We start from the raw sequence: 11,695 nt of genomic DNA, 5'->3' as shown, positions 1-11,695 counted from the left end.
AATATCGGCAATTGGCTGTTTGAAGGTGTTTTGATCCCTGTCTCAAAAACGGGGGTCAGTCCCGTGTGCGTCGGTATTTTCTATTCCATGAAGGAATCTTTCTTATTTTACAGCTTCTTTGAAATCTTTACCCGCTTTGAAAGCTGGTGCTTTGGAAGCAGGGATTGTGATCTCTTCGCCTGTCTGTGGATTACGGCCAGTACGTGCTGCACGCTCTCTCACTTCGAAAGTACCGAAGCCTACAAGCTGTACTTTCTCTTCTTTTGCTAGTGTTTCAGAGATTGTCTCAAGTAGTGCATCAACTGCTTTGCTTGCATCTTTTTTAGATAGTTCTGCTTGTTGTGCTACTGCTTCTACTAGTTCTGCTTTGTTCATGAAAAACACCTCATTTAATAAATTTATACATAACCTTCACCTGATGTAAAAGCTGTATGTTTTAGATTGATATGCAGGAACATAGCTGTTCCCGTATTTCCTTATTATAGCATGCATCCCTGTGTTCATGGCTATTAATCTGCATTCTTAACATTGCTGCAACAGCATTTTCACAGGATTTCCTTCAGAAGATAAGAACTGGATGATACAGTTATTCCCAATATACTGAATTGTAACCCTATCAAGTTGTTGTGTGCAAAGATTTTACATGCTCTTTCACTTTCTGGATGTTTGCCATCTTGTTATCCCAGCACTTCTGACTGAGATCGACAGGGTATTCCTCCGGCGCTTTCGGGCGTTTATATTCATCCCATAGCAGAGATAGATTATCTTTCGCATAAGCCTTGATATCTTCAATAGCTGGCAGCTCGTATACAAGCTCGCCGTCATGGAATATTTTTTGATGCAGATCGACTGCATCGTAATTCGTCACAAACTTGCTAACATACGTATGGACTGGATGGAACATCTTCAGATGATCCTCTTCCTGCGGATTTTCATCCTCCATGGCAATGTAGTCGCCTTCGGATTTTTTACTAATCCGATTGACGATCCGGTAAACCTTCTTCAAGCCTGGCGTCGATACCTTCTCCGGATTGGCACTGATTTTGATCGTATCCTGCATAGCACCGTCATCCTCGATGCTCACCAGTTTGTACACTGCACCTAAAGCCGGCTGATCATAAGCAGTTATCAGCTTCGTACCTATACCCCAGATATCGATTTTCGCCCCTTGTGATTTCAAGCTCTGAATCGTTTCTTCGTCCAAATCGTTCGATGCGGAAATCTTCGTTTCAGTAAATCCAGCATCATCCAATGCTTTCCGAGCCTTTTTGGATAAGTAAGCCAAGTCTCCGCTATCAAGTCTGATTGCAGTGAACTTAATCTTATCACCCTGTTCCTTTGCAACACGGATGGCATTTGGTACACCAGAACGAAGCGTATCATATGTGTCGACAAGGAATGTACAATTCGTATGTCGCTCCGCATACTTGGTGAATGCTGTATATTCGTCACGGTAAGCCTGAATCATTGAATGTGCCAATGTCCCCGCTACCGGAATGCCAAACTTCTTGCCCGCACGGACATTCGAAGTAGCCTCAAAACCGCCGATATAGGCTGCTCGTGTACCCCAGACTGCTGCATCCAACTCATGAGCACGACGGCTCCCCATCTCCAGCGCAATCTCATCTCCAAGCAGGAGTTTAATTCTGGATGCCTTTGTCGCAATCAACGTCTGGTAATTGACAATATTCAAAATTGCTGTCTCTACCAGCTGCGCCTCAGCCAGCGGTGCTTCAATCCGCATTAGCGGTTCATTGCTGAAGACCAGCTCCCCTTCTACAACGGAGTAAACTGTCCCCGTAAAGCGCAGATCCTTCAGGTAAGCCAGGAAGTCTTCCCCATAGCCAAGCTCATCCTTTAAGTACGTCAAATCACTCTCTGTGAAACGAAATTGCTGCAAATACTCTATAACGCGTTCCAATCCTGCAAATATGGCAAAGCCATTACCGAACGGCAGCTTGCGGAACGAAACCTCGAACACTGCCTTTCTTTCGTGGACCCCATCACTCCAATACGTCTCCGCCATATTGATTTGATAAAGATCTGTATGTAAAGTCAGTCCATCATCTGGATATTGCGAACTCATGCTTGAAACCTCCACTAATCAGCCCGTTCTTCTGACAGCTGTTTTCCCGTATCCGTTTACATAAGGCAACGGGTATCTTATTTGTTCCATCTATTGTACCGCATAAATGGTAAAAAACATAAAAAAATGCCGAAAAACATCAAGAGATGCTTTCGGCTGTTTGTTAATGTATATGCTGAATACCCGCGATATGGATTATCATTCGTTTCTTTTCATCATTTTCCAGGCAAAGCGTTTGGTCCAAGAGATTCAGATTATGATATCTTCCGGTAAAGGTTTGCAGCATGCCGTTCTCATAATAAGAGATCGTCATATCACCTGTTTCCTTAAGTGCTTTCAAGATCATCCTCAGCCTCTCCTTTCTGTATACCCTCCACTTTATATTGTTAGTATACGCTATAAAGTAACCGCTTACACATAACAGTGTGACCAATTTGTGAAGTTTTATACATAAAGAAAGGTATCTTTCAAATCATTTATTTCAAGGAAAGATTTCTTTTAGAATAGCCGGGAAATTGCATACTCTCCTTGATGGAGTCAGGAGCTACTTTATAAAGCAGCTCCTGCCTTCTCCTCCAGCACTAGGGAATATTCGCCTACCTGGTTTTTCTCATACAGATTTGTGACACTTGTGCTGTACTGTTTGATTGCTGCTTCGAAAGCAATGTTTGCTTCCGGAACTTCCACTTGGAAATCGTCTTTATACAACAAAACCGCAACATCATGGTATGCCTCACTTGTAACCGGGAACTTGAAGCTGATTTCGTTCAATTCTTTCCCGTTTTTCGTTACATATCTATGTTCATAATCATAAGCCGCCAATTCCATACCATTCACTACCACTTTTTTGTTCATATATATCATCTCTCCTTTTCCAATAAGTGTATCACCTCCTTGCTCCGGTATACAAAAGCTGCGCATGACGTTAAAGCTTTGTATAATGCTGAATACTGTCACGGAGAAATTGAGCTGCTCCTTCCTGGATATTATTTTCGTAATATGCTTTGAAACGTTCATCCTGGACATACATGTCCGCTAAACCTGCATGTGCTTCTTTGGAGTAGGCAGGCCATGTGAATTCCAGCCATTCCCGATGCAGCTCAGCAATCTGTAATGCTTCTGGTCCTGTTGGATCTCCTGCCTGCATTGCACGCTTCAGCTTTTCGAATAAACGCTGCTCGACTGCCTCCATTTTCCTGTACTGTTCCTCAGTCAGACCGCGGAATTTCGCATTGGAAGCCTCTACTGCTTCCTTGCCATATACTTCTCTGATTTCTGCTCCATAATTGGTCTCGTTTTCAGCAATTTTCTCTTCCTTAAATCCTATGAATTTCTCGCTATCGGTCATCTCTACCTTCCTTTCTATCGCCTGAATGCTTTTTTCAACGTTTCCAAGAAGCATACGGATATGCTCCTGCTTATCCAGCAAACTGTCGCGGTGCTCCTCTAAAGCCTTCTTCCTATCGAAATCCGGAGAATAAATAATGGACTTAATCGTATCCAGATCCAAATCCAACTCTCTAAAAAAAAGAATTTGTTGCAGCAGATCTACTTCTTTCTCCGTGTAAATCCGATAACCGCTCGCATTGATTTCAGCCGGATGCAGCAAACCAATTTGATTGTAATAGCGCAGTGTACGCTTGCTCACACCAGCAAGCTCTGCCAGTTTTTGAACGGTATATGTCATCATGCTTCCCTCCCTATGCTTTACACGATAAACGCTGACGCAGCGTCAACCGCAAGACTTTTTTAAAGAAAAAAGACAAACCGATAAAATCAGTTTGTCTCCAATGTGCTCCGCCACACAGATGCAGGGAGCTGGTTTCCACGCAACGTATTGATAAGTGGATAAGGCTGCAGATCCAGCTCTTCTAATTCTTCTGTGGTTGCCCAAAAGAACCGCAAATGCGGCTCCTGGCTCTCGATCTGCTCCTCATCAATCACCGCTTCAAACACATGCGTCAATTCAAAGTGCATAGTATCTTCATGCTGCCAGCTATGTTCGAAGTCACCGAGGAAGCTAGTAATCTTCCCCTTTACGCCAAGCTCCTCCTGCAGTTCACGCAGCAAGGCAGTTTCAGCACCTTCTCCAATTTCCACATGACCGCCAGGCAAGAAGCTGTTTTGCCACCCTTCAGCCTTGGCAAGCAGGAAGCTGTCTCCTTTTCGGATCACAGCACGGGCAAGGCGGTGAAATTGTTTCTTTTTCATATATTGTTAATCTCCTTAGAAGAAATCATAAATGTACGGTTTCCGCCTCGGGATACTCAGCTCGAATTTCCGGATCATTTCCTCTGGTCCCTCTATCAACCCTGCTTGCCAAAGGACAAGCGGTCTTTTGTAACCAAACGCAATGGCAGAAAGCATGTTGATAGATAGCTTGATGCCTTTTGCTTCTGATGACATCTCTGTATTTGCATCTTTAAGAGTGAAAGTATCGTTATTTTCCTGAATGATTGGATCCTCCACATGCAGCACAACACCCGCAGGACTTCCCTGCCAATCGTATTTCTCAAAGAAAGCAGGCACATCTAAAATACGAGCCATAAAGTACGGATAATGCTTCACCTCAAGCTGCGGATCCGGCAGCATGAAGATGAGTGGATCATGCTGCGGAAGATCCAGTGTCACTTCTTCGAACATGGAATCATGCTGAGCAAGGAAATTCCACAGACCAATGCGGGCCTCAGCATTCAGCGCAATAAATTGCGAAACATCTAGCTTGTCACGTGAAGAAATCTCATAAATGGTATACCCTTGCGCCTTGCCGTCAGAATCACGATAAAGGGCAATGAAGTCATGGTCGCGGTATACCCGATACTTCCACCAAAAATCCTCCCGCGCAAGCATGCCGCTGTATGTAGCTGCATAAGCAGTGTAGATATCTTCAATCTCTTGCGTATGTTCTTCTTTCTTCATACGCTCAATTGTTCCGTCCACCGGAGCCAAACGATTAAGGTCCTTCTTCTTCAATGTATAAATCGTACGGTCCGTGAATAACTCATACCCAAAGCGGCGATAGAAATCGACATAGAACGGATGCAGCATGGAAACAGGCATCCCTTGATCGCGCATGTGATAAAGCGTATCAGTCAAAAGTCGCTTGATATAACCATTCCGGCGATATTCCGGATAAGTTGCCACTCCGGCGATCCCGCCCATCAGCATTGTCTGTTCACCGAGTCTGATGCTAAGCGGCAGCAGCTGCAGCTTTGCAGCCAGCTTTCCATTTTCCTTGATACCATAAAGCTGCTGGTGCTGATCCATCTGCTCCAGCCTTGCGTCTCGCTTATCTTCCGGTATGCGGTATCGGAAAGCATACTCCGACATCTGCATCGCCGCTTCCAAATCCTGCTTCTGTAACCGTTCTGTCTGCATCCTGATCCCTCCTCTAATTTTCCCTTTTACTATAGCATAGACATGCACAAACCTTAGCATCAACCCGCACTCTTTTTAGATGAATGCTGTTCTTTCTTTTTATTAGAAGTAAGAAGAAAAATCGAAAGCAGCATAACACTTGCTCCTGCAATTTTTTGCCAAGTAATCTCAACTGGAAAGAATGGAAAAGAGATAACAGCGAGCAGTATTGGACTAAATGCGCGTATAGTATTAGCAATTGAAAATCTCAGGTATTTCAATGCTTCATATAAGAACAGTGTTCCGACGAAACCTGTCAGTAAAGAAGATAATGCAATCAATCCTATTCCTGAAAGCGACAAAGCCCCTTCCCAAAGCTGCCCTGTAACGATTGCATAGAGCGTCACAAAAACTAGTGCGATACAGTTATTGGTGAACAAGATCGAATTGGAATCCTTATTCGCTGCCATGGTTCTTTTAATATAAATATTGGAGAGAGCAAAGAAGAATGTCTGGAAGAGTGCACATATGCTGCCTATCAAACTCGCACCGTATACGTTCGCTGTATCAATGAATAGAAAGATGCCCAACATGGCTGCCAGAATAAAGAATGTCTCTTTTCTGGTCAATCGCTCTTTCAGAATAAGCAAAGACAGTAAAATTGCGAATACCGTATAGAAGCGGCCAATAAATCCAATCTCAACGGGAGATAACAAACTGGTGCTAATGTAAAGGAGAATGACGCCGAATGAATTCAACACCCCTAGCAAAATCATCTCTTTGTCTGCATAGAATGATACTTTTTTACCTTGGATGTACCCAAATAGATAGCTTGCTAGTAAAATAACCAGAACATTAATGATTGCAGCTTGCGCCGGACTTATCTCCAGCACACCAAACTTAGCTAGCAAAGGCCCAATCGCCATCATAAGGATAGAAATAAGGTTATAGATATGTCCTTTTTTCTCCATATACCTCTCCCTTCTTTCTAGTTCTTAAACAGGATAACATTTCCATATAAATCAATGTACATAACAACGATAATTTCAGTTCCTCCAACAGCATAAAGCTGTCAATGAGATATACGAGTTATGGGATATACCTACTCAAATCCTACTATCATTACTGCGAATCCTTTTCCGTAAACTGGATACGACATCCACCCTTTGTATGTTTACCTTCAATTCTGACTGAGTAACGCCGGTTCTGTGTCTGAGCTGTAATAGACCCTTGTGTGTTTTCAGTAAATACTTCTTGCCAGAGCAACTGTTTTCGATCACGCCATTCCAATATCAGTTCTCCTTCATCGACCTCCACATCATAAGAGAGTGTCATCGTCCGGCCTTGGCTAAATTTAAAATAATAGTAATCGAAACCATTAAATTTCTTATAAGTGAGAGTTAACTTATGATTGGATTGCTTATATTTGTACCCATTCTTACTTACTATCTTAATTACTCTAAATTTGATCAGCACCGCGAAAATTAAAACGATTATGATAAAGCCGATAACGTCTGAGAACACATCAATCAATCCTTCCTGCGCTCGAGGTTTCTACATCCATACAATCACTTCCCCAAATAACTGTCAACGCAAAAAAAGAGCGCCATCTCGGCGCTCTCCCTGTCTTACTTATCGTTTGTTCATCTCGTTTGGATGTGCACCTTTACGGCGGTTTGCATCCAATTTATTGATCGCATCCATATCTTCTGCAGATAGCTCGAAGTCGAATACTTGGAAGTTCTCTTCGATACGGGATGGCGTGACAGATTTCGGAATGACAATTGTGTCATTCTGAAGGTGCCAGCGAAGCACAACTTGTGCAGCTGTTTTACCAAGCTTTTCAGCAATTGCTGTCACGACTTCATCCTTCAAAACATCGCCGCCCTGATCAAGCGGACTCCATGCTTCTACAAAGATGTCATGCTTTTTGCAGAAGTCTTTTAGTTCGTTTTGTGCCAAGTACGGGTGGCACTCCACTTGGTTCAAGACTGGAACGATTTCTGTTTCTTTCAACAGGCGTTCCAAATGCTCGATTTCAAAATTACATACGCCGATTGCTTTCACGCGGCCGTCTTTGTATAGCTTCTCTAATGCTTTAAACGTATCCACGTACTCATCATATTGTGGTGTCGGCCAGTGGATTAGATAAAGATCCACATACTCAAGACCAAGACGCTCAAGGCTTGCTTCAAAAGCTGCAATTGTATTGTCGAATCCTTGATCAGAATTCCAAACTTTTGTTGTGATGAACAGATCTTCTCTGTTTACGTTTGCTTCCTTGATCGCTTTGCCAACGCCTGCTTCATTTTTGTAAATCATTGCTGTGTCGATGCTTGTATAACCAACTTCAAGTGCTTTCGCTACTGCTGCAGTTGCTTCTTCATCTCCAACCTGCCAGACTCCAAAGCCAAGCTGTGGCATTTTCACGCCATTGTTCAGTGTTACATAGTTCATTTAAAAGCACTCCTTTAGCGGTTTTTCTCGTTTAGTATAGCGTTGCCTGCATAGACTGTCATGTAAAATGCCTATGCATTCACACGACCTCCAACGGTACTTTCGACGTCGGCGGCGGGAATTCCTTGTCTAATTTTGCAAGATCTTCTTTATTTAATACGAGATTGGCAGCTTCCGCATTTTCCACCACATGAGCAACCTGTCCAGCTTTTGGAATACTAAGCACATGTCCTGACTGAATCGTCCATGCTAAAGCAATCTGAGAAACGGACACTTCGTATGCTTTTGCCAGTTCACGGACTGTATCATTATGCAGAATTTCCTTCCGATCTCCTTGTGCTAATGGACAATACGCCATAATCGGTATACCTTTTTCCTTCTGCCACGGAATCAGATCATATTCAATTCCTCTCGCAGTAAGATTATAGAGTACTTGATTGACTGTACAATTCTTCCCGTACTCTACATTCCATAACTCTTCCATATCATCAGTATCGAAATTCGATACACCCCAGCGCTTAATCTTTCCTTCTTCTTTCAACTGCTCAAAAGCAGCCACTGTCTCTGAGAGCGGTACTGCTCCTCGCCAGTGAAGCAAATATAGGTCCAGATAGTCAGTTCCTAATCGCTCCAAGGAACGGTTACAGGCTGCTAGCACATCATCGAACGCTGCATTGGAGGGCAGCACCTTTGAAACAAGGAATACTTTTTCCCTTCGATTTGCAATCGCCTCTTGTACGAGCCGTTCGGAGCGGCCATCACCATACATCTCGGCTGTATCAATCACCTGCAATTCCTGATCAAGTCCCGTGCGCAAGGCCTGAATCTCATCATGACGTCTCGATTCGTTTTCCCCCATATACCAAGTTCCTTGTCCGATCGTCGCTAGTTCAGTTCCATCCGGTAGGGTAATTGTTTTCATCATATTCTCCTCCTTCATCACTTACTTTTTCCCGGTCAGCAATCTTTATCAAACGTTTGATCAATACATAGATGGCAGCTTAACTGCTCTTATTGGCAGGATACACCATCTGCTATTGTTTTTCCTCTGCTGACCGTTACACTGGAAATAACAACAAGTAAAAGACAGGAGGCGTGCTATGAAAATCACAATTCAGGAGGACGATAATTGCCAGGAAACCGAAGTGCAAATCACCTGCCGTCAAACAGACTCCAGCATTCTGGAACTCGTCAAAATCCTCTCAGCCTCTAACAAAGAAAGATTGTCTGGTGAGAGGAATGGAGAATTGCATCTTCTGCAGCCAGACTCTATCTACTATATCGAGTCAGTGGATAATACTGTATTTCTCTATGATAAGAGCGCTGTATACCAATCCTCATTAAAGCTGTATCAAATTGAGGAGTCGCATTTCAGTCCCGATCTAATACGTATATCTAAATCTGTTATCCTCAATCTTTCAAAGGTGGAAAAACTAAAGCCCGCTCTAGGCCGGAAACTTACAGCCACCCTCACAAACGGAGAAAAATTAATAATTTCCAGGCAGTACGTACCGCAGCTAAAACACAAGCTCGGAATAGGAAAGGAGGAGTAAATGATGAAGACTTTCGTAAGTTTCATCCAATCATGGGGCATCATGTTTATGTTCTCTATTTTGGCAACAAGCATATACATTTATGCCTTCATCGGAAATAACACAATGGATATTGCCCTTGTACCTCAAAATCTACTTATTACTTTTGTGCTGACTTGGATACAGATTTTGATTCTGGGTCGAGCAAATGAATCTAACATCCTTACCCGCTCACTTCTGTTCCTCCTTGTTGTCTTGGGTACTTTCACAGGTTCCGCTGCCCTGTTCGGCTGGTTTGATACAGGTAACTGGAAGCTGCTCGGTTTGTTATTTGCTCTTGTTATCTTCATTTATATCGTCCTTTGGGCTATCTATCGCCTTATTCATAGTGTTGAAGCAAAGCAATTGAATGAAGAACTAGCTAATTATAAAAGGAAGAAGGCTAGAGCGAATGAAAATCATTGAAATTAATAATCTAACGAAAAGCTATGGTAAGTCCGTTGCGGTGGATGACATATCCTTCGATGTGGAGAAAGGGCATCTATTCGCATTTTTAGGTGTAAATGGCGCGGGAAAATCAACAACCATCCATATGATTGCAACCCGCTTGCAGCAGTCTAATGGTTCTATCTTCGTCGATGGCTTCCAAGCGGGCAAGGATGACGCAGAAATTCGCAAGCGGATTGGTTTGGTTTTTCAAGATAATGTCCTCGATGATGTTCTTACCGTAAAGGAGAATCTCGACATGTGGGGGCGATTCTATGGTATGTCAAAAACTGATACTCAGAAAAGTATCTCCTGGGTAACCGATACATTGCTGCTGGAACCAATCCTAAAAAAACAATTCCGGCATCTGTCAGGCGGCCAGAAACGACGTGCAGAGATAGCCCGGTCACTGCTGCACCGGCCAGCCATTTTATTTTTAGATGAACCGACGACGGGTCTCGATCCCCAAACAAGAGTCGATGTGTGGAAAACAATTGCAAGTCTGCAGCAGCAGCTCCAAATGACTGTGTTTTTGACGACGCATTACATGGAGGAAGCAGCTGAAGCAGATCAAATTGTTGTCATCGATAAGGGCAGAATCAAAGCACAAGGAACACCAGCAGAGTTGAAACGGCTTTACGCTTCAGATACATTGCGCTTACAAGTTAACGATAACGATTTTACAGCAACGTATTTAGATGAACATCGTTACAGCTATAACCTTAAGAACGGCTTATTCCAAATTTCTGTCTCAAATAGTTTGCATGCGTACCATATCCTCCGGCATTTAGAGGACAGTATCGCCGATTTCGAATTAATCAAAGGCAGTCTGGACGATGTGTTCATTAACTTAGTAAAGGAGAATACACATGCACACAATCTGGCAGCTGACAAAGCGCTCTAATCGATTGTATTTTCGTGACAAGACTGCTGTCTTCATGTCTTTACTCACAACAGGTATCATTATTGTCCTTTACTTGCTTTTCTTGGCTGATGTGACGACTAATTCGGCACAGCAAGCTGCACAGGGAGCAACCGGCATGAAAGAGCTGATGCAAAGCTGGCTTCTCGCCGGAATCATTGTAGTCATCTCTCTGACAGTCACATTGGCTGTTTTAAGCACGATGATTGAAGACGCCGTCAGCAACCAGCTGCACGCTTTACTGATCACACCAATAACAAGAACCCAATTGGTTATCGGGTACCTATTATCCGCTTGGCTGATCGCTGTACTATTTTCTGTCGGCGCCTTGCTCATTGCTCAAGGATATTTCTGGTTGAATGATAAACCTACTGTTACTTGGAATGGCTTACTATCGGCTATCGGCTTAATCATGCTGATTACTTTTTCTTCTGCAGCCTTCCTTTTCGCCATCACAGTTCTAATACGTTCCAGAAAATCTTTTTCATCCATGGGTACTCTGGTCGGTACCTTATCCGGTTTTCTGCTTGGCATCTACATACCAATCGGACAGCTGCCGGCATTTGTACAGGAAATAACCAAGTTCTTTCCCCCGACTTATGGTGTCGCAGCACTGCGTGACGTTCTGATGCAGCCTGCAATTGAAACTACCTTTGCCGAAGCTCCCGCCTCGATTTTGGATGAATTCAAAGAAACATTTGGCCTGCAAATCACTTTATTTGATGCAACCGCTCAGCTTCCCGTAATACTCGGTATTCTCTTTTTGACAGGGGTAATATTTTTAAGTCTTGGTGTGTGGATGCGATCTGTCCGGATGTAGAAGTATTTTTAGAATGGAGTTATATCATTCTTCAA

General features: G+C 43.2%; 15 protein-coding genes. 4 read left to right on the top strand and 11 right to left on the bottom strand.

The window, feature by feature from the left end:
* Window positions 1–102 precede the first annotated feature (102 nt).
* The 11 genes from AE2B122_RS17485 to AE2B122_RS17435 all read right to left on the bottom strand — a co-directional run bounded on the left by AE2B122_RS17485 (window position 103) and on the right by AE2B122_RS17435 (window position 8,822).
* Window positions 103–375: an HU family DNA-binding protein gene (locus AE2B122_RS17485; protein ID WP_038557662.1), complete on the bottom strand. Its 273-nt coding sequence runs from the start codon at window positions 373–375 to the stop codon at window positions 103–105.
* 241 nt (window positions 376–616) lie between these two features.
* Entirely contained in the window at window positions 617–2,086 is a 1,470-nt protein-coding gene (locus AE2B122_RS17480) for a nicotinate phosphoribosyltransferase (protein ID WP_095220533.1), read from the bottom strand.
* Window positions 2,087–2,249: 163 nt separating this feature from the next.
* Window positions 2,250–2,432, bottom strand: a complete 183-nt coding sequence (locus AE2B122_RS17475) for a YolD-like family protein (RefSeq protein ID WP_095220532.1) — start codon at window positions 2,430–2,432, stop codon at window positions 2,250–2,252.
* A 203-nt stretch (window positions 2,433–2,635) separates the two neighbouring features.
* On the bottom strand, window positions 2,636–2,941 hold the full coding sequence (locus AE2B122_RS17470) for a DUF3219 family protein (RefSeq protein WP_095270002.1): 306 nt from the start codon (window positions 2,939–2,941) through the stop codon (window positions 2,636–2,638).
* Between the two features lie 70 nt (window positions 2,942–3,011).
* Window positions 3,012–3,773, bottom strand: a complete 762-nt coding sequence (locus tag AE2B122_RS17465) for a MerR family transcriptional regulator (RefSeq protein ID WP_175074893.1) — start codon at window positions 3,771–3,773, stop codon at window positions 3,012–3,014.
* A gap of 89 nt (window positions 3,774–3,862) precedes the next feature.
* On the bottom strand, window positions 3,863–4,297 hold the full coding sequence (locus tag AE2B122_RS17460) for an NUDIX domain-containing protein (RefSeq protein WP_095220530.1): 435 nt from the start codon (window positions 4,295–4,297) through the stop codon (window positions 3,863–3,865).
* A 15-nt stretch (window positions 4,298–4,312) separates the two neighbouring features.
* Window positions 4,313–5,464 carry an enhanced intracellular survival protein Eis gene (eis, locus tag AE2B122_RS17455; RefSeq protein WP_175074892.1) on the bottom strand — a complete coding sequence of 384 codons (1,152 nt, stop codon included), beginning with the start codon at window positions 5,462–5,464 and terminating at the stop codon, window positions 4,313–4,315.
* A 59-nt stretch (window positions 5,465–5,523) separates the two neighbouring features.
* Window positions 5,524–6,414 carry a DMT family transporter gene (locus AE2B122_RS17450; RefSeq protein WP_175074891.1) on the bottom strand — a complete coding sequence of 297 codons (891 nt, stop codon included), beginning with the start codon at window positions 6,412–6,414 and terminating at the stop codon, window positions 5,524–5,526.
* 151 nt (window positions 6,415–6,565) lie between these two features.
* A complete protein-coding gene (locus tag AE2B122_RS17445) occupies window positions 6,566–6,967 on the bottom strand; it encodes a hypothetical protein (protein ID WP_175074890.1) in 402 nt (133 codons plus the stop codon).
* A 108-nt stretch (window positions 6,968–7,075) separates the two neighbouring features.
* Entirely contained in the window at window positions 7,076–7,900 is an 825-nt protein-coding gene (locus AE2B122_RS17440; protein WP_095220527.1) for an aldo/keto reductase, read from the bottom strand.
* A gap of 79 nt (window positions 7,901–7,979) precedes the next feature.
* On the bottom strand, window positions 7,980–8,822 hold the full coding sequence (locus AE2B122_RS17435) for an aldo/keto reductase (protein ID WP_254593546.1): 843 nt from the start codon (window positions 8,820–8,822) through the stop codon (window positions 7,980–7,982).
* 178 nt (window positions 8,823–9,000) lie between these two features.
* Between AE2B122_RS17435 and AE2B122_RS17430 the strand changes: the two genes are divergently transcribed.
* Genes AE2B122_RS17430 through AE2B122_RS17415 form a run of 4 tightly spaced genes read left to right on the top strand, consistent with a single transcriptional unit; the run spans window position 9,001 to window position 11,660 of the window.
* The gene (locus AE2B122_RS17430) at window positions 9,001–9,453 is read left to right on the top strand and encodes a LytTR family DNA-binding domain-containing protein (protein ID WP_095220525.1); all 453 of its coding nucleotides are present in this window, start codon (window positions 9,001–9,003) and stop codon (window positions 9,451–9,453) included.
* A 3-nt stretch (window positions 9,454–9,456) separates the two neighbouring features.
* Window positions 9,457–9,897 (top strand): DUF3021 family protein, encoded by a 441-nt coding sequence (locus tag AE2B122_RS17425; RefSeq protein ID WP_175074888.1) that lies wholly within the window; start codon window positions 9,457–9,459, stop codon window positions 9,895–9,897.
* On the top strand, window positions 9,884–10,822 hold the full coding sequence (locus AE2B122_RS17420) for an ABC transporter ATP-binding protein (protein ID WP_175074887.1): 939 nt from the start codon (window positions 9,884–9,886) through the stop codon (window positions 10,820–10,822). Before AE2B122_RS17425 ends, AE2B122_RS17420 begins: the two co-directional genes overlap by 14 nt.
* Entirely contained in the window at window positions 10,788–11,660 is an 873-nt protein-coding gene (locus AE2B122_RS17415) for an ABC transporter permease (RefSeq protein WP_175074886.1), read from the top strand. Before AE2B122_RS17420 ends, AE2B122_RS17415 begins: the two co-directional genes overlap by 35 nt.
* Window positions 11,661–11,695 lie beyond the last annotated feature (35 nt).

It is taken from the genome of Terribacillus sp. AE2B 122, assembly GCF_902497585.1.
In the GTDB taxonomy this organism is placed as follows: Bacteria; Bacillota; Bacilli; order Bacillales; family Amphibacillaceae; genus Terribacillus; species Terribacillus saccharophilus_A.
Note: the sequence above shows the minus strand (reverse complement) of the source record. Positions and strands in the feature narration are given on the sequence as shown.

Excerpts from the sequence above, each read along its gene's own strand:
- AE2B122_RS17465 (WP_175074893.1), bottom strand. The coding sequence starts at position 3,773 with ATGACATATACCGTTCAAAAACTGGCAGAGCTTGCTGGTGTGAGCAAG.
- AE2B122_RS17420 (WP_175074887.1), top strand. The coding sequence starts at position 9,884 with ATGAAAATCATTGAAATTAATAATCTAACGAAAAGCTATGGTAAGTCC.
- AE2B122_RS17470 (WP_095270002.1), bottom strand. The coding sequence starts at position 2,941 with ATGAACAAAAAAGTGGTAGTGAATGGTATGGAATTGGCGGCTTATGAT.
- AE2B122_RS17440 (WP_095220527.1), bottom strand. The coding sequence starts at position 7,900 with ATGAACTATGTAACACTGAACAATGGCGTGAAAATGCCACAGCTTGGC.
- AE2B122_RS17425 (WP_175074888.1), top strand. The coding sequence starts at position 9,457 with ATGAAGACTTTCGTAAGTTTCATCCAATCATGGGGCATCATGTTTATG.
- AE2B122_RS17435 (WP_254593546.1), bottom strand. The coding sequence starts at position 8,822 with ATGAAAACAATTACCCTACCGGATGGAACTGAACTAGCGACGATCGGA.
- eis (WP_175074892.1), bottom strand. The coding sequence starts at position 5,464 with ATGCAGACAGAACGGTTACAGAAGCAGGATTTGGAAGCGGCGATGCAG.
- AE2B122_RS17430 (WP_095220525.1), top strand. The coding sequence starts at position 9,001 with ATGAAAATCACAATTCAGGAGGACGATAATTGCCAGGAAACCGAAGTG.
- AE2B122_RS17485 (WP_038557662.1), bottom strand. The coding sequence starts at position 375 with ATGAACAAAGCAGAACTAGTAGAAGCAGTAGCACAACAAGCAGAACTA.
- AE2B122_RS17415 (WP_175074886.1), top strand. The coding sequence starts at position 10,788 with ATGCACACAATCTGGCAGCTGACAAAGCGCTCTAATCGATTGTATTTT.
- AE2B122_RS17475 (WP_095220532.1), bottom strand. The coding sequence starts at position 2,432 with ATGATCTTGAAAGCACTTAAGGAAACAGGTGATATGACGATCTCTTAT.
- AE2B122_RS17460 (WP_095220530.1), bottom strand. The coding sequence starts at position 4,297 with ATGAAAAAGAAACAATTTCACCGCCTTGCCCGTGCTGTGATCCGAAAA.
- AE2B122_RS17480 (WP_095220533.1), bottom strand. The coding sequence starts at position 2,086 with ATGAGTTCGCAATATCCAGATGATGGACTGACTTTACATACAGATCTT.
- AE2B122_RS17450 (WP_175074891.1), bottom strand. The coding sequence starts at position 6,414 with ATGGAGAAAAAAGGACATATCTATAACCTTATTTCTATCCTTATGATG.